Consider the following 18,199-nt stretch of genomic DNA (forward strand, 5'->3'; position numbering starts at 1 on the left):
GTTCGAAACAGGCCGGATGTGGGCGGGCGACAGGCGGCAGTTTTGAGATTTTCCATGCCTGACAGACCGTCTTCGCGGGCAAGTCGGATCGCCGCACCGCTCGCTCCTACAGGTTTACGCAAACTCTGTAGGAGCGTGGCTTGCCTGCGAATGGCGCGCAGCGCCAGCCATTCTCAGGAATTGGCCGGAGGTTTACGCAACAGGCTGAATGCCATCGCCGCCAAAAACAGAACACCCAGCAACAACACCGCCCACAACCCGAACTTCTTCCAGTTAGGTTCAGCCTGTGCAACGGATGTGAGTGTGGACGTCGGCGTCTCTACCACCCCGCCCGACACCGTCGCCTTGCCCAACGCCGCCCACTTCGCCGCGCTGTAATCCGGAATCAACGTTGCCAGCGGCAGGTTCGCCGCTTTCACCGTCGCATTGCCCAGCGCCAGCGTATAAGGCCCGGCGCCGCGCGCCAGGAACACCAGTTGCGTCGAACGCACAGCGAAACGCACCGTCGGCGCCTCGGCGCCCAAGCCACCGCCGCGCTCGTCCACCGTCAACTTCAACTGCTGCACGGTTTGCCCCTGCAACTGCAATTCGTTCTGCACCACGTCCTGGCCACTCTGGGTCAGGCGGTAGAGCAAACCACTGCTCAACGGCTGCCACGGCAGGCTGCTTTCCCGACGACCGGACAACGTCACCGGCGCCAGGCTGTTCGGTTGATTCAGTTCGACCTGCAAGCGCTCGACGTTCAATCCCATCGGCAATTGCCAGGTGTATTCACCCGCCTTCACGCTGGCGCCCGCCAACGGTTGCGACCAGACCAATGGCAGCGGCAGGCTACGCGTGCTGGCGCTTTGCAGTTGCGCCGAGGTCAATATCGGCGCCGATTGTGGCGTGCTCCACAACAAACGCAGATAACGCGCCGATTGTCCCGGCAAGCCGACCTCATGCTGCTCGACCCGCTCGTCGGCAAACGTCAGCCGCGCCACCTGACCGTCACCCCACGACTGCCAATGCTGCAAATCGTCGCTGGCTTCGATGCTGAAACGCTGGAAGCCATCGCGCTCGCTGGTCCAGTCGAGGATCAATTGCTGCAACGGCGCCTTGATGCCGCTGGCGTCGAGCAGCCAACCGCTCAGCACTTCTTCGCCCACCTCCAGCTGACTCGACGGCTGCACTTCGACCAGCGTGCCATTGGCGCTCGATTGCACCCGTACACTCGGCGCGCGCTCGGTGGCGTCCGCCGAGTTGTACAACGGGAACCATTTCACGTCGGTCAGGGTGGGGGTTTCGCCGGTTTTCGCGGTCTCCCGCGCCACGGCGTAGGCCTGAGCCTCACCGGCCGCGTTGAACACGCGCACATCGCTGAGGTCGGTTTGTCGCGCATTCAGCTGCACGGCCAAGGGCAATTCGAGGCGATACCACGGACCTTCGCCGCTCACGGTCAACGGCACTTGCGTGGCGAAGTCCGCCGGTTTTTCCTGCGCGTTGGCCGACAGCGCCACGCCCAACGCAACAGCGCCCAACCAGACCAGGTTCAGCTTCTGACTCAAGACGACACTCCTTCGGTTTCCGGGGCCGGATTTTCAGATTCCGGCGCAGCATCGACGCGCTTGGGCGGCAACGGGGCGAAATAGCCCACCACCAACAGCAACACGCCAACACCGATAAACGAGACGATCCGGGCGAGTCCGCCACGGTTACTCAATTCGACAAAGAACAGTTTCGCGACCACCACGCCGATAAGCGCCGCGCCGATCAGCCAGACTTCGCGACGATGACGCAGATGGCCGCCGATCATCAGACTCAGCGCCATCAAGGTCCAGACGATGGACAGACCGGCCTGCACCTGCATCGACGCGAGCAGCAAATCCAGCTCGAACGGTACGCCGCCCCAGTGGTGAGCCGTGCGATTCACCAGCGCGGTGAAAAACGCGAACAGCGAAACACCCGCGATCAGCTGCGTGGCGTGATCGAAGATGTCCTTGCGGATTGCCAATTGCGTCACGGCGCTGCGGGCCCACACGTAAACGCCGAACAGCGCAAACAGCAGCCCCAACTCCAGCGGATTGATCAGCGGCACATAGGGCAGCGGCTCGGCGGTGCCGTCGCTGACAATATTCGCCAGCCAGAACCAGCCGAGCATGAGCAAGGCCAGCGGCGCCGCCGCGTACAGTCGATACTCGCGCGGATATGCCGACACCGGCCACGGCCAGGCACGCGGTGCGGCCATCAACACCAGATAAACACTCGGCAGAATCGCCCAACCCAGCCAACGCCAGGCGTTGTATTGCTCGGACAACAGCAGCAAGCCGTAACGCAACTCCAGCGCCAGTACACCGATCAACAACCAGCAGCCGAGCACGTGAGCGGTGCTCAAAGCCCGCTCGGGGAGCATCGGCGCCAGACGCCGCAGCGAGATGAAATGCACGACGAACACCGCCGCCCAGGCGAGCCAGCCGAAGTCGGCCGCCGGGTGGTAACGCGCGTGCCATGCCCCGAGCAATACCACACCCGCCGCAGGAATCAGCAAAGTGCAGAGCAAACCCAGCGACGGCCATTTCAGGCGCAACGCCAACACGGCCCACAACGCGACGCTCAGCGCCGCGACCGTCAGCAGCAACGTCGCCTGAATATTTACCGGTGCAAAGCGCAGCACTTCACTGATCCACGCCAACGCCCACCAACCCGCGCCCCACACCAGCAGCACTTCGGACAAACGCTGCAAACTCAGCACATCGAACGCCGATGCATGGTTGCCGAGTTGCAAGCGCCAGGCGCCGAGCAACGCCGCCAGCCCCAGCACCAACGGTGTCCAGAATCCGCTATGCGCCAATGGTTTCAGCCCTTCGCTGGCCAGCGGCCCCAGCAGGTCCGGCCCGGCGAACAGGAACGCCGCCCCGCCAATCACCTGCAACAGCAGACCGAAGACGAAACTCACGCGCTGCTTCAGATAAAGGCTCAGCCAGATAATGAACAGGCCACTGGCCGCCCACACCGCACTTGCGGTTTGCCACGGCAACACGAACAGCACTGCGAGGTTGATCAGCACCAGGCCTGCCAGCAACACCACCGACAAACCGCGCAACAGCCGAACATCGCCGCGCACCATGTCATCGCGGGCGGCCAGCAACATACCGGCGATCAACGCCAGACCGATCAGCGACGCGCTGAGCAAACCGCTCCAACCCGCGCTGAACACCGCGCCAGACTCACCGCTCGCACCTTGCAGGCGCAGCAGGAACAACGCGCCGCCCAGCAATTGCACAGCGAACGCGGTGAAGAGGAAGGTGCGCGATTGCAGACGCAGACCGACAAACAACGTCGCCAGACCGGCCAGCGCCCAACTGATCGCCGTGCCGTGGGTAAAGAAGAACAGCGGCGCCAGCAGATAGAGGAAGGTCAAACCGAGGCAGGCCAGCACCGGCAAGCCTTGGCGCTCCCACGCCAACGTCTGCTCAGGCAAGGCGTTGCGCAGTTGGTAGAAACTGAACAGCAGCGCCACGCCGAGCATCAACGCGCCCAGCGGCGCACCTTCCAGCAGGCTGCTTTCGCCGAACCGCAGCTCACTGAGGAACGCCAGCGCCGAACCCAGTTGCAGCAGCAACGCAAAGGCGCGCGCGAGCGGTCGTTGCTGACGCAATCCGAGCCAGAAAATCCCGGCACCTTCCACCGCCCAAGCGGCCGCTGTCCAGCGCGCATCAAGCCCCAACGGGATTGCCAGACTGGCGAAGATCACGCCCAACGCCAGACAGGTTTCCGCCAGCAACAACGCTCGGCCACCCATCAGCAAACGGGCCAGGCCCATGTAAATCATGCCCAGCGCCAATGCACTGAAAGCAGCAGCGAACTCCAGATGCTGGACCAGCGCGAACTGCAAACCGAAACCCACCAGCGGCGGGCCAAACAGCATCGTGCCGTCGACGTAGTCACCTTTGCGCGCCGACCAGTGCAGCAGCGCCTCGCGACTGTCGTCCTCGGGCGCGTCGCTCATTTCCAGCAACTTGCGCCGTGCAAACAGTAGCCCGATGGCCAGATACATCAGGAAAAACACAATCAGGAACGGCTCGGTGCTCCACAGCAGCTCCGGCGTGTAGGAGCGCAGGCCCCAGGCGAAACCGATGCCGAAGGTGCCGACAAAGCCGATCAGGTTGAGCAGCCGCCAGGCCTTGAACCAGGCGATGGCGAGAATGCCGGCGTTGAGCAAGGCGAAATAACTGAACAGCGCGACATGGTTGCCGGCGCCGGTGGACGTCAGGATCGGCGCGGCGAAACCGCCCAGCGCGGCGGCGCACGCCAGTGCCAGCGAGTCTTGAGTGATGGCCAGAATGGCCGAGAACACCGTCACCGCCACCAGCAGCCCGAGCGCCGCCGTCGGATCAAGCAGCGGATGCAAACGCATGGCCGCGAACACCGTCAGGTACAACACGGCGATCCCGGTACCTTGCAGCATCAACGCATAGTTAGTGTTGCGATGACGCAGCCACCAGCCCAGACCGAGCAGGGCCAACGCAGCCGCCGCCACCCCGGCGTAACGCAGTTCGATCGGCACCACCATGCCTTCGGTGGCATAACGCAGTAGAAACGCCAGACCGAGGAACAACAGCACCACACCGACCCGCAGCACGGTGTTGCCACCAAACAGCCAATTACGGGCGCCGCTGATGGCGCGCTCGATGAAGTTCGGGCCACGCGGGACGGCGGGTTCGCGGGCAACCGGTTCGGATTTCCAGGCATCGTCGGGCAGCGGACGGCTGGTTTGCGTCGCTGTCGCGGTGATCGGTTCGAGTTCGGGCGGGAGCTCCCAGACCATCTCCGGGGTCGAGACAGGGACTTCTTCGAGAATGAATACAGGGGACGGGGCCGGTTCGCTGGCAAGCGGTTCCTCGGCAAGCGGCTCGCTGGTTTCAGGCGCCTTGACGCCAGACACCTCCAGCGTGGCCAGACGTTGCTGGACCGTATTCAGCGCCACCTGCGCCTGCTCCAGCAGAGCGCGCTGTTCAGCCGCCTGTGAACCCAAACGGCCGATGCGAATGGCCTGGCCGATACCCAACCCGAGTAACGCCCCCAACAACGCGTCGCTGAACGACTCGTCGAGTATCCAGCCCAGCACCAGCCCTATCAGCATGAACATCCATTGCATGGTCGATATCCCTAAACGGCCCATTGCCTTGCGGTGTCTGCGCTGATGCTTTCGCGGGCAAGCCTCGCTCCTACGGGTATGCGTAAATCCTGTAGGAGCGAGGCTTGCCCGCGAAGATGCCCGCAAGGACATCACTTAAACATCTGGCAAACTGGTGCTTAGTATATCGGTCAGGTCCAACAACCGTCGGACCTTGCGCACATTTGTGGCTAAAAGTTACTCCAATGCCTTCCAGATATCCGTCGCGTACTCGCGAATGGTCCGGTCGGAGGAGAACCAGCCCATCCGGGACGTGTTCAACACCGCCGAACGCCACCACTCGTTCGAATCGTGCCAATGGGCTTCAACACGCATTTGCGCGTCCCAGTAGGAATCAAAATCGGCGCAGACCAGGAAGCGGTCATAGTCGATCAGAGAGTCGATCAAGCCGGTGTAACGGGACGGATCATCCGGCGAGAACACCCCGCCACGAATCGCTTGCAGCACATCATTGAGCCGATGGGACGCGGCAATGTCCGGCGTCGCATTGAACTCATGATTCTGTTTACGCGCTTCAACCTGCTGCGCGCTGAGGCCGAAGATGAACATGTGCTCGGCGCCGATGCGCTCGCACATTTCCACGTTGGCGCCGTCCAGCGTGCCAATCGTCAGCGCGCCGTTGAGGCCGAACTTCATGTTACTGGTGCCCGACGCTTCAAAGCCTGCGGTGGAAATCTGCTCGGACAAATCCGCCGCCGGAATGATGCTCTCCGCCAGGCTGACGTTGTAGTTAGGCAGGAACACCACTTTAAGCAAGCCGCGCACGGTCGGGTCGTTGTTCACCACCCGGGCGATGTCGTTGGTCAGTTTGATGATCAGCTTGGCCTGGTGATAACTGGCGGCGGCCTTGCCGGCGAAGATCTTCACTCGCGGCACCCAGTCGATTTCCGGCTCGGCGCGAATCGCCTGATACAGCGCGACGGTGTGCAGCAAGTTGAGCAACTGACGTTTGTATTCGTGGATCCGTTTGACCTGCACGTCGAACATCGCCGCCGGGTTGACCGCGACCCCAAGACGCTCGTGAATGATGTACGCCAGCGCTTTCTTGCTGTGCAGGCGCTGCTCGGCGAAGGCCTTGCGGAACGCGGCTTTTTCCGCGAACGGTTCCAGATCGAGCAAGCGCTCCTCCGGGTTATCCAACAGATCAGGGCCGAGGGCATCGACCAGCATCGAGGTCAATTCCGAGTTGGCCTGATACAGCCAGCGGCGGAAGGTAATGCCGTTGGTCTTGTTGTTGATCCGCTCCGGGTAGAGCTTGTGCAGTTCCGAGAACACGGTTTTGCGCATCAGTTGCGTGTGCAGCCCGGACACGCCGTTGACGCTATGGGAGCCAAGGAACGCCAGGTTGCCCATGCGCACACGGCGACCGTTGTCCTCTTCGATCAGCGATACCGCGCGCAGCACGTCAAAATCATGGATGCCTTTGGCGCGCAGCGAGTCGATGTGCTGGGCGTTGATCAAGTAAATGATCTGCATGTGCCTTGGCAGCATCCGCTCCATCAAACCGACCGGCCAGGTTTCCAGCGCTTCCGGCAACAGCGTGTGGTTGGTGTACGAAAGCGTGTCGACGGTGACCTGCCACGCGGCGTCCCACGCCACGTCGTAGACATCGACCAATTGGCGCATCAGCTCGGCCACGGCAATGGACGGGTGAGTGTCGTTGAGCTGGATCGCTGCGTGATCGCCCAGGGTCAATACCGAGGTGTGCATGTTGCGATGACGGCGCAGCAAATCCTGGAGAGACGCAGCAACAAAGAAGTATTCCTGGCGCAGGCGCAGTTCCTGGCCGGCTTCGGTGCTGTCCGCCGGGTACAGCACGCGAGAGATACTTTCCGCCCGCGCCACTTCAGCGACCGCGCCGAGGTGGTCGCCCGCGTTGAAGCGTTCAAGGTGCAAATCTTCCATCGCGCGGGCACGCCACAGGCGCAGCGTGTTGACGCTCGCCCCGCGCCAGCCGACTACCGGGGTGTCATAAGCAATGGCGCGCACGGTTTCCGCCGGAGACCAGACTTGCTTGGACTTGCCGTTTGAGTCGGTCACGGTTTCGACGCTGCCGCCGAAGCCAATCGGGTAAACCACTTCTGGCCGTTCGAATTCCCACGGGTTGCCGAAATCCAGCCAGTGTTCGGTCTGTTCCTGCTGCCAGCCATCGACAATCGCCTGGCGGAACAAGCCGTGTTCGTAACGGATGCCATAACCGTGGCCGGCGATGCCGAGGGTCGACATGCTTTCCATGAAGCACGCCGCCAGACGACCGAGGCCGCCGTTGCCTAGGGCGGCGTCGGGTTCCAGCAGGCGGATACGTTCGAGGTCGACGCCGAGCTCGGTCAGCGCTTCGCGGGCGACGTCGAGCAGGCCGAGGTTGCTCAGGCTGTCGTAGAGCAGCCGGCCGATGAGAAATTCCAGGGAGAGGTAATAAACCCGCTTCTGACCTTTGCGGTAGATCTGCCGGGTGTGGTCCATCCAGTGCTCGACCATGTGATCACGCGCCGCCAGCGCAATGGCTTCGAACCAGTCGTGGTCGAAGGCGTGATCCGGGTCTTTACCCACCGCGTAGGTGAGTTTGGTCAAGACGGCGTCGCGGAATGCGGCCACCTCTGCTTCGCGAACAAGTGGTTCTTGAGTCATCGATAAGACCTCGAGCGAGCTTTGAGTTGTCTGAGCCTAGACGGTCTGACAGGCGGTAGAGGCTCTGGTTCGGCAGTTTTTCCTGTTAGTGCGAGATAGGTCGGCATTACCTTGTCGTGTACCTGAATCAATGCAGGGGCCGTGCCGGAATTCACGTGTTGTTGACCACAGTTAAAAAATATCTGGCGAAAGGTTGTTCAAAAATCCACCAGTCCCGGTATGATCGCGCGCCCTGATGCACACGCTGGTAACAACCGATGATGAAGCCCAACCTGATCGCCGCCGCAGAGATCGATCGTCTCGATACCTGGGCCAAATACTCTGCGCCGATGTGCGGTTCTTGCATATCCAGCTGCTGCACCCTGCCGGTCGAGGTCAAGATCAAGGATCTGATCCGCATCGGCATCGTCGACGAGTTCGAGCGCGGCGAACCGGCGAAGAACATCGCCAAGCGTTTGCAGAAGGAAGGGATCGTCGAGCGTTACAGCCAGAAGACCGAGATCTTCACCCTCCAGCGCATGAGCAACAACGATTGCCTGTACCTGGATCGTAAGAGCCGTCTGTGCACTATTTATGAAAAGCGCCCGGATACTTGCCGCAACCACCCGAAGATCGGGCCGCGACCTGGGTATTGCGCTTACAAGCCGAAAGAAGTGGCGCGCGAGACCAGCAGCAGCCGTCGGCCTCTCGAGAAATTCTGATCTGAATCTTCGCTGCTTGACCTGACCTCATCGCGAGCAGGCTCGCTCCCACAGTGATTGGTGTCGTGCACAAATTATGTGTTCACCATCAATACCCTGTGGGAGCGAGCCTGCTCGCGATGAGGCCGGTACAAACGCCACACAAATCGCAGACAAACAAAAACGCCCCCGGCCTTTCGACCGGGGGCGTTTTCATTCAGCCTGAACTAAAACTTAGTTCTTGGCTTTCTTGGCAGCGCGGGTACGCTCGCCTTCGTCCAGGATCTTCTTGCGAAGACGGATGGACTTAGGAGTAACTTCACACAGCTCGTCGTCCTGGATGAATTCCAGAGCCTGTTCCAGGGTGAAGCGAACAGGTGGAACCAGAGCGATGGTTTCGTCTTTACCCGAAGCACGCATGTTGTCGAGCTTCTTACCTTTGGTTGGGTTGACGCCCATGTCGTTATCACGGCTGTTCAGACCAACGATCTGACCGTTGTAGATTTCCTGACCGTGTTCAACGAACAGCTTGCCACGTGCCTGCAGGGTTTCCAGGGAGTAGGTCAGAGCCTTGCCGGTTTCTACCGATACCAGAACACCGTTCTGACGACCGGACATGTCGCCGGACTTCATGGTGTCGTAGCGATCGAAGATCGAGGTCAGGATGCCAGCACCGTTGGTCAGGGTCAGGAACTGGTTACGGAAACCGATCAGACCACGAGCAGGGATGTTGTATTCCAGACGCACACGGCCTTTGCCATCCGGCACCATGTTGGTCAGGTCGCCCTTACGCAGACCCATCTCTTCCATGACCTTGCCCTGGGATTCTTCAGGGGTGTCGATGGTGACGTTTTCAAACGGTTCCTGCTTCACGCCGTCAACCTGACGGATGATCACTTCAGGACGACCAACGCCCATTTCGAAGCCTTCGCGACGCATGGTTTCGATCAGTACCGAGAGGTGCAGCTCACCACGGCCGGAAACCTTGAACTTGTCAGCCGAGTCGCCTTCTTCAACGCGCAGAGCAACGTTGTACAGCAGCTCTTTGTCCAGACGTTCCTTGATGTTACGGGAAGTCACGAACTTGCCTTCTTTACCGCAGAAAGGCGAGTCGTTCACCTGGAAGGTCATGGAAACGGTTGGCTCGTCAACGGTCAGAGGCTTCATCGCCTCGACGTTGTCCGGCTGGCACAGGGTGTCGGAGATGAACAGCGAGTCCATACCGCTCACGCACACGATGTCACCGGCAAACGCTTCTTCAACGTCGATACGGTGCAGACCGTGGTGACCCATCAGCTTCAGGATACGGCCGTTGCGTTTCTTGCCGTCGGCGCCGATGGCGACAACCGGAGTGTTCGGCTTGACGCTACCACGAGCGATACGGCCAACACCGATAACACCCAGGAAGCTGTTGTAGTCCAGTGCCGAGATTTGCATCTGGAACGGGCCTTCACGGTCAACTTTCGGCGCAGGTACGTTGTCGACGATCGACTGGTACAGCGGGGTCATGTCTTCAGCCATGTCGGTGTGGTCCAGACCGGCAATGCCGTTCAGGGCCGAGGCGTAGACGACTTTGAAGTCCAGCTGTTCTTCGGTGGCACCCAGGTTGTCGAACAGGTCGAAGATCTGGTCCAGAACCCAGTCCGGACGCGCGCCTGGACGGTCAACCTTGTTGATGCACACGATCGGACGCAGGCCGGCTTCGAAAGCCTTCTTGGTCACGAAACGGGTTTGCGGCATAGGGCCGTCTTGAGCGTCAACCAGCAGCAGAACGGAGTCAACCATCGACATTACGCGTTCAACTTCGCCGCCGAAGTCGGCGTGGCCCGGGGTGTCCACGATGTTGATGTGGTAGCCGTTCCAGTTGATGGCGGTGTTTTTCGCCAGAATGGTAATACCGCGCTCTTTTTCCTGGTCGTTGGAGTCCATCACGCGCTCGTCGTTGAGCTCGTTGCGCTCCAGAGTGCCGGATTGACGCAGGAGTTTGTCTACCAGGGTGGTTTTACCATGGTCAACGTGAGCAATGATGGCGATGTTGCGTAGATTTTCGATCACTTGTGTATCTCGATCAGAGGATTCGGTGTGCTGACAAGTCTTGGCAGCGATTAACAGTAGAGTCAGGCCTTGCCGTTACAGCTTGACGGCAGAGTCGGGGGGCCGATGACGCAGGCCACAGGCAAACAGCCCCGGGCTCTTAGCTCGGTCGATAAACGCGCACATTGGCATGCCCCTCACTGAGCAAATGGTGGGCATGCAGGCGACTCATCACGCCTTTGTCGCAATACAGCAGGTACTGGCGAGTAGGGTCCAGTTCCTTGAAACGAGCGTTCAATGCATAAAACGGCATCGTCTGTACCTCAATGCCAGCGAGTTCCAGCGGCTCGTCTTCAGCGGCATCCGGGTGACGGATGTCGATGATGATCTGGCCCGCCAGTGCTTCGCTGACTTCTTCGATCTGCAAATCCTGGCCCAATTCGTCGATCACGCGATCGATCGGCACCAGTTTGGCGTTCTCGAGCGCACGCTCAAGGACTGCCATGTCGAATTCTTTCTCTTCATGCTCCACCCGGTGGCGCTTGGCAGCCGTCTTCGGGTTGACTGAAATGACCCCGCAATACTCCGGCATGTGCCGGGCGAAATCGGCGGTACCGATTTCGTTGGCCAGATCGATGATGTCCTGCTTGTGACTGGCGATCAGCGGGCGCAGCACCAGCTTCTCGGTCACGCAGTCGATCACGTTCAGATTCGGCAATGTCTGGCTCGACACCTGGGAGATCGCCTCCCCGGTCACCAGCGCTTCGATTTGCAGTCGATCGGCAATTTGGGTCGCAGCGCGCAACATCATACGCTTCAATACTACGCCCATATGACTGTTATCGACTTTACCGAGAATTTCTCCCAGTACTTCCTCGAACGGCACACTGACAAATAACACGCGTTGGGAGCTGCCGTACTTCTTCCAGATGAAGTGCGCGACTTCCATCACGCCCAGCTCGTGGGCCCTTCCGCCCAGATTGAAGAAGCAGAAGTGGGCCATCAGGCCGCGACGCATGATCTGGTAGGCCGCCACAGTGGAGTCGAAGCCGCCGGACATCAGCACAAGTGTCTGTTCCAGGGCACCCAGCGGATAACCGCCGATGCCGTTGTGCTGACTGTGGATCACGAACAACCGTTGGTCGCGAACTTCGATTCGGACTTCGATTTCAGGTTTTTTCAGGTCGATCCCGGCGGCACCGCACTGGCGGCGCAACTGGCTACCGACGTATTTCTCAATATCTATCGAGCTGAATGGGTGCTTGCCGGCGCGTTTGCAACGCACCGAGAAAATCTTGCCGGCCAGTGCATCACCGTAGTGCTGCTTGCATTTTTCAACGATGTCGTCGAAATCACCCAGCGGGTACTCATCGATTTGCAGGAAGTGTGCGACGCCCGGCATGCAGCTCAGACGCTCGCCCATCTCCCTCAGAGCCTTGGGATCGCTGACGCGGGTTTCCAGCTCGAGGTTGTCCCACACACCGTTCACCACCACAGCCGGATCCAGATCGCGGAGCACGGCACGGATGTTCTTGGCCAACTGGCGGATGAAACGCATCCGTACCGGGCGGCTCTTGATGGTGATCTCTGGGAAGACTTTTACGATTAATTTCATGGAAACAGCGCGCGCGAGGCCTGCCGAAAAAGGGGGGCGCGGATTATAGCGGAAATTGCTCAAGGTTTAACCAGTTAATGTGCAGAAGGTTTTGCGCGCACCAAAACAGGTCATTTGTTGATTTTAACGCCACATTGTAGGGCGGGATTTTCTCCATTAATGCGCTTTACACCTTTATAAGCGTGATATTGGGGCAAAAAACCCATGGTGGGGCACTGGCATGCAATTTGCTCCCTTGTGAGGCAGGTTGCCTTGGCAGAGTATTCGCGCCGGCATCACCCACATTCTAAGGGCATCCACTACTAAGCCCGAAGCCACCCGGAGGACACTATGTCGAAGTCGGTTCAACTCATCAAAGATCATGACGTCAAGTGGATTGATCTGCGCTTCACGGACACCAAAGGCACCCAGCACCACGTGACCATGCCGGCTCGCGACGCGCTGGATGAAGACTTCTTCGAAGTCGGCAAGATGTTCGACGGTTCCTCCATCGCTGGCTGGAAAGGCATCGAAGCCTCCGACATGATCCTGCTGCCGGACGACAGCACTGCCGTACTGGACCCGTTCACCGAAGAGCCGACCCTGATCCTGGTCTGCGACATCATCGAACCTTCGAGCATGCAAGGCTACGATCGCGACCCACGTGCGATCGCCAAGCGCGCAGAGGAATACCTCAAGTCCACCGCCATCGGCGACACTGTGTATGCCGGTCCGGAGCCAGAGTTCTTCATCTTCGACCAAGTGAAGTTCAAGTCCGACATCTCCGGTTCCATGTTCAAGATCTACTCTGAACAAGGCTCGTGGATGTCCGACCAGGACGTGGAAGGCGGCAACCGTGGCCACCGTCCAGGCGTCAAAGGCGGTTACTTCCCGGTTCCACCGTTCGACCACGACCACGAAATCCGTACCTCCATGTGCAACGCACTGGAAGAAATGGGCCTGACCGTCGAAGTTCACCACCACGAAGTGGCAACTGCCGGCCAGAACGAAATCGGCGTCAAGTTCAACACCCTGGTGAAGAAAGCCGACGAAACCCAAACCCTGAAGTACGTCGTGCACAACGTGGCCGATGCCTACGGCCGCACCGCTACCTTCATGCCTAAGCCTCTGTACGGCGACAACGGCTCGGGCATGCACGTGCACATGTCCATCTGGAAAGACGGCAAGAACACCTTCGCAGGCGAAGGCTATGCCGGTCTGTCCGATACCGCTCTGTACTTCATCGGCGGCATCATCAAACACGGTAAGGCCCTGAACGGCTTCACCAACCCGGCGACCAACTCCTACAAGCGTCTGGTTCCAGGCTTCGAAGCTCCAGTGATGCTGGCCTACTCGGCCCGTAACCGCTCCGCTTCGATCCGTATTCCTTACGTGTCGAGCCCGAAAGGCCGCCGTATCGAAGCGCGCTTCCCGGATCCGGCTGCCAACCCGTACCTGTGCTTCGCAGCACTGATGATGGCTGGCCTGGACGGTATCCAGAACAAGATCCACCCTGGCGATGCAGCTGACAAAAACCTGTACGACCTGCCGCCTGAAGAGGCGAAAGAGATCCCACAAGTTTGCGGCAGCCTGAAAGAAGCCCTGGAAGAGCTGGACAAAGGTCGCGCGTTCCTGACCAAAGGCGGCGTGTTCTCCGATGACTTCATCGACGCTTACATCGCTCTGAAAAGCGAAGAAGAAATCAAGGTACGTACCTTCGTACACCCACTGGAATACGAGCTGTACTACAGCTGCTGATCCGGTAGCGCCTGCGCAAGCGGCGTGACAAAAAAGAGGCCTCCTTCGGGAGGCCTTTTTTATGCCCGCGATTTATCGGATGAACTCCCTCCCTTGTAGGAGCCGGCTTGCTGCGGGCGGCGTTCCGGCGATGGCGCCCGTGAGAACGCCATCGCCGGCAAGCCGGCTCCTACAAGGGTTTTGTGGCGCCTGGGAAATCATGCCCAAATGTTTACAACTTGGGTCAATCGCCAGCCCTGACCTATGCTGCAACCCAACGCTTTCGTTTCTGGTCGATTTTATGGGTCGTGGTTTTCTGTTCATCCTGCTGCTGATCGCCCTGCCCGTCGCCGCGCAGATTTATAAGTACACCGACGCCGCCGGCAACACTGCCTACAGCAATCAACCACCCGACGGTGTGAAGGCTCAGCCGGTCGAACTGCCGCCGCTCAACAGCGTCGAGCGCCAGACGCCTCCTGCCCCACCCGCCGAAGCCACCAGCCGCGAACAACCTCGCAGCGCCTACGAGGTGCTGGAGCTGACCAACCTGCCCACCACCGAAGCGCTGCGGGCCAACAACGGCACCTTCACCGTCAACGTGTTGATCAAACCGCGCTTGCAAGGCCCGCATCTTTTCAGGCTACTGCTGGACGACCAGCCTTACGGCCAGCCGAGCAACGTGCCGATCCTGCAACTGGTCAACATTGATCGTGGCACTCACAGCCTCGCGGTGCAGGTGATCGACGGGGAAGACATCGTGCAGCAGAGTCCGACCGTGACCTTCACGGTACAGCGGGTGCACAAACCGTGAGGTTATGGCTGCTGGCCGCCTGCCTGATTGCGCTGTCCGCATCGGCCGAAGTCTTCACTTACATCGACGCACAGGGCAATCGGGTCTTCACCGACCAGCCTGGCTCCGGCAACGCCAAACGTGTGCCGCTGGCGACGAGCAACCGCATGTCCGCCAACCCGACCGCAGCGCCGGTGATTGCAGAGAAAAAAACCGAAGCCAGGCCGATGTTCCGCTATGACATGCTGCGAGTGCTGGTGCCCGAGCCCGACGCCACAATCCGCAGCAGTGCCGGCGAGCTGATCGTCAGCATCACCAGCGAGCCCGGCCTGCAACGAGGCCATCGCTACCGCTTGTTGCTGGACGGGCAGCCCACCGCTGAACCGGGTCCGAGCCCGGTGTTCGCCTTGAGCAACATCGATCGCGGCAGCCACAACCTGTCCGTGGAAATCCTCGACGAACACGGCCGCATCGTCGAGCGCACCGCCAATCAACCGTTCCATATGCTGCGCATTTCCCTGGCACAAAAACGCCAGGTCAAACCCTGCACGTTGACCGACTACGGCCAACGACCGGAATGTCCGCTAAAAGACAAACCCATCGAGCCAAAAAATCCCTTCCTGCGCTTCTTCTAACCTCGTTCAGCTTTACGCACTATATTGGTGCAATAGGTTGCACCGTACCCACATATCAACCCATTTTGGTTCGAAAGTACCCGCAAAAGCTGGCAGAACGCCACGCAAACGAGCGTCAAACGCCCGTTTCAGGCCTTTAGCGCTTCTTTTCGGAGCCTTGGTTTGGTTTTTGCATTTTCCTCATATCGGCGCGTTATTCACGCGCACGCCCTGCTCCAAAAGAGGTCCTGATGACCATTAGCGACGCACTGCATCGATTGCTGCTCGACAACCTGACCACCGCCACCATCCTGCTCGACGCCGAACTGCGCCTCGAGTACATGAACCCGGCGGCAGAGATGCTGCTGGCCATCAGTGGCCAGCGCAGCCATGGGCAGTTCATCAGTGAGTTGTTCACCGAATCCACCGAAGCCTTGAACTCCCTGCGTCAGGCGGTCGAGCAGGCGCATCCGTTCACCAAACGCGAAGCGATGCTCACCGCCCTGACCGGCCAGATGCTGACCGTCGATTACGCGGTCACACCGATCCTGGCCAACGGCGCCACCATGCTGCTGCTGGAAGTCCACCCGCGTGACCGCTTGCTGCGGATCACCAAGGAAGAGGCGCAGTTGTCGAAGCAGGAAACCAGCAAGATGCTGGTGCGAGGCCTCGCTCACGAGATCAAGAATCCGCTCGGCGGGATTCGCGGTGCGGCCCAGTTGCTCGCCCGCGAGCTGCCGGAAGAAAGCCTGCGCGACTACACCAACGTCATCATTGAAGAAGCCGACCGCCTGCGAAACCTGGTCGATCGCATGCTCGGCTCCAACAAGTTGCCATCGCTGGCCATGTGCAATGTCCACGAAGTGCTGGAACGCGTCTGCCACTTGGTCGAGGCGGAAAGCCAGGGCTGCATCACATTGGTGCGCGACTACGACCCAAGCATTCCCGACGTGTTGATCGACCGCGAACAGATGATTCAGGCCGTCCTGAATATCGTGCGCAACGCGATGCAGGCCATCAGCAGCCAGAACGAGTTGCGCCTGGGCCGCATCAGCCTGCGCACCCGCGCCATGCGCCAGTTCACCATTGGCCACGTGCGCCATCGCCTGGTGACCAAGATCGAAATCATCGACAACGGCCCCGGCATTCCTGCGGAACTTCAGGAAACCATCTTCTTTCCCATGGTCAGCGGGCGCCCGGACGGTACCGGGCTCGGCCTGGCCATTACCCAGAACATCATCAGCCAGCACCAGGGCCTGATCGAATGTGACAGCCATCCAGGCCACACCACCTTCTCGATCTTTCTGCCACTGGAACAAGGAGCCACATCGACATGAGCCGTAGTGAAACCGTGTGGATCGTCGATGACGACCGTTCTATCCGTTGGGTCCTGGAAAAAGCCTTGCAGCAGGAAGGCATGACCACGCAAAGCTTCGACAGCGCCGATGGCGTGATGAGCCGCCTGGCGCGCCAGCAGCCGGACGTGATCATCTCCGACATTCGCATGCCGGGTGCCAGTGGTCTGGACCTTCTGGCGCGGATTCGCGAGCAACACCCACGGCTGCCAGTGATCATCATGACTGCGCACTCCGATCTGGACAGCGCTGTCGCGTCCTATCAGGGCGGCGCGTTCGAATACCTGCCCAAGCCGTTCGATGTCGACGAAGCGGTGTCCCTGGTCAAGCGCGCCAACCAGCACGCCCAGGAACAACAAGGCCTGGAAGTCCCGGTCGCCCTGACCCGCACCCCGGAAATCATCGGCGAAGCGCCGGCGATGCAGGAAGTGTTTCGCGCCATCGGGCGCTTGAGCCACTCCAACATCACCGTGCTGATCAACGGTGAATCGGGTACGGGTAAAGAGCTGGTCGCCCACGCCCTGCACCGTCACAGTCCACGGGCGGCTTCGCCATTCATTGCGCTGAACATGGCGGCCATCCCGAAAGACCTGATGGAATCCGAGCTGTTCGGCCATGAAAAAGGCGCGTTCACCGGTGCGGCCAACCTGCGGCGCGGACGATTCGAACAGGCGGATGGCGGCACGCTGTTCCTTGATGAAATCGGCGACATGCCGGCAGACACGCAGACCCGTTTGCTGCGCGTGCTGGCAGACGGCGAGTTCTACCGCGTCGGCGGCCACGTGCCGGTCAAAGTCGACGTGCGGATCATCGCCGCGACCCACCAGAACCTGGAAACCCTGGTGCACGCCGGGAAATTCCGTGAAGACCTGTTCCACCGCCTCAACGTGATCCGCATTCATATTCCACGGCTGTCGGACCGTCGCGAAGACATCCCGACCCTCGCCAAACACTTCCTCAGCCGCGCCGCGCAAGAACTGGCGGTCGAGCCGAAGCTGTTGAAAAGCGAAACCGAGGAATACCTGAAGAACCTGCCGTGGGGCGGCAACGTCCGTCAGCTGGAGAACACCTGCCGCTGGATCACGGTGATGGCTTCGGGTCGCGAAGTGCACATTAGCGACCTGCCGCCGGAGCTGCTGAGCCTGCCGCAGGATTCGGCGCCGGTGACCAACTGGGAGCAAGCGTTGCGTCAGTGGGCCGATCAGGCGTTGGCGCGCGGTCAGTCGAGCCTGCTCGACAGCGCGGTGCCGGCGTTTGAGCGGATCATGATCGAGACGGCGCTCAAGCACACCGCTGGCCGTCGCCGTGATGCCGCGGTTTTGCTGGGTTGGGGGCGTAATACCCTGACGCGCAAGATCAAGGAACTGGGGATGAAGGTGGATGGTGGGGATGATGATGAGGGGGAGGAAGGTTAATCAGCCTTTAGATCATCATCGTTGCATAGATCATTCGCGGGCAAGCCTCGCTCCTACAGGATTTTTACGAACCTGTAGGAGCGAGGCTTGCCCGCGAAGCTTTTGGGGCCAACGTGCACCGCCTGAATGCACCGTGAACCGCAATCGCGCACGCCAACTGATCCAAAATCCCGCCT

Annotated in this window: 11 protein-coding genes; 6 read left to right on the forward strand and 5 right to left on the reverse strand. The window is 60.1% G+C overall.

The features are described 5' to 3' along the window. Positions 1-173: 173 nt before the first annotated feature. The 3 genes from IB254_RS10085 to IB254_RS10095 form a co-directional block, all read right to left on the reverse strand. Complete coding sequence (locus IB254_RS10085) at positions 174-1,547, reverse strand: DUF3999 domain-containing protein (RefSeq protein WP_192417189.1); 1,374 nt, start codon at positions 1,545-1,547, stop codon at positions 174-176. Further along, positions 1,544-5,137 (reverse strand): DUF2339 domain-containing protein, encoded by a 3,594-nt coding sequence (locus IB254_RS10090; protein WP_192417190.1) that lies wholly within the window; start codon positions 5,135-5,137, stop codon positions 1,544-1,546. Before IB254_RS10090 ends, IB254_RS10085 begins: the two co-directional genes overlap by 4 nt. Before the next feature lie 216 nt (positions 5,138-5,353). Beyond that, on the reverse strand, positions 5,354-7,804 hold the full coding sequence (locus tag IB254_RS10095) for a glycogen/starch/alpha-glucan phosphorylase (protein ID WP_008028030.1): 2,451 nt from the start codon (positions 7,802-7,804) through the stop codon (positions 5,354-5,356). 260 nt (positions 7,805-8,064) lie between these two features. On the opposite strand from IB254_RS10095, the gene IB254_RS10100 reads away from it, so the two are divergent. Continuing rightward, positions 8,065-8,505 (forward strand): YkgJ family cysteine cluster protein, encoded by a 441-nt coding sequence (locus IB254_RS10100; RefSeq protein ID WP_085988407.1) that lies wholly within the window; start codon positions 8,065-8,067, stop codon positions 8,503-8,505. Positions 8,506-8,718: 213 nt separating this feature from the next. Here IB254_RS10100 and typA read toward each other — a convergent pair whose 3' ends face one another. Together typA and thiI are read right to left on the reverse strand one after the other, a co-directional pair. Further along, complete coding sequence (gene typA, locus IB254_RS10105; RefSeq protein ID WP_008028025.1) at positions 8,719-10,539, reverse strand: translational GTPase TypA; 1,821 nt, start codon at positions 10,537-10,539, stop codon at positions 8,719-8,721. Positions 10,540-10,678: 139 nt separating this feature from the next. Beyond that, positions 10,679-12,133 carry a tRNA uracil 4-sulfurtransferase ThiI gene (gene thiI / locus IB254_RS10110; protein WP_192417191.1) on the reverse strand — a complete coding sequence of 485 codons (1,455 nt, stop codon included), beginning with the start codon at positions 12,131-12,133 and terminating at the stop codon, positions 10,679-10,681. 330 nt (positions 12,134-12,463) lie between these two features. Between thiI and glnA the strand changes: the two genes are divergently transcribed. From glnA to ntrC, 5 genes are all read left to right on the forward strand, one after another. Then, positions 12,464-13,870: a type I glutamate--ammonia ligase gene (gene glnA / locus IB254_RS10115; RefSeq protein WP_192417192.1), complete on the forward strand. Its 1,407-nt coding sequence runs from the start codon at positions 12,464-12,466 to the stop codon at positions 13,868-13,870. A gap of 280 nt (positions 13,871-14,150) precedes the next feature. Beyond that, a complete protein-coding gene (locus IB254_RS10120; protein ID WP_192417193.1) occupies positions 14,151-14,660 on the forward strand; it encodes a DUF4124 domain-containing protein in 510 nt (169 codons plus the stop codon). Then, on the forward strand, positions 14,657-15,274 hold the full coding sequence (locus tag IB254_RS10125) for a DUF4124 domain-containing protein (RefSeq protein WP_192417194.1): 618 nt from the start codon (positions 14,657-14,659) through the stop codon (positions 15,272-15,274). Before IB254_RS10120 ends, IB254_RS10125 begins: the two co-directional genes overlap by 4 nt. A gap of 230 nt (positions 15,275-15,504) precedes the next feature. Next, positions 15,505-16,590 carry a nitrogen regulation protein NR(II) gene (gene glnL, locus IB254_RS10130; RefSeq protein WP_192417195.1) on the forward strand — a complete coding sequence of 362 codons (1,086 nt, stop codon included), beginning with the start codon at positions 15,505-15,507 and terminating at the stop codon, positions 16,588-16,590. Further along, a complete protein-coding gene (gene ntrC / locus IB254_RS10135) occupies positions 16,587-18,023 on the forward strand; it encodes a nitrogen regulation protein NR(I) (protein WP_064675450.1) in 1,437 nt (478 codons plus the stop codon). Before glnL ends, ntrC begins: the two co-directional genes overlap by 4 nt. The last annotated feature ends 176 nt before the right edge of the window (positions 18,024-18,199 follow it).

This window comes from Pseudomonas sp. PDM03, assembly GCF_014852385.1.
Classification (GTDB): domain Bacteria; phylum Pseudomonadota; class Gammaproteobacteria; order Pseudomonadales; family Pseudomonadaceae; genus Aquipseudomonas; species Aquipseudomonas migulae.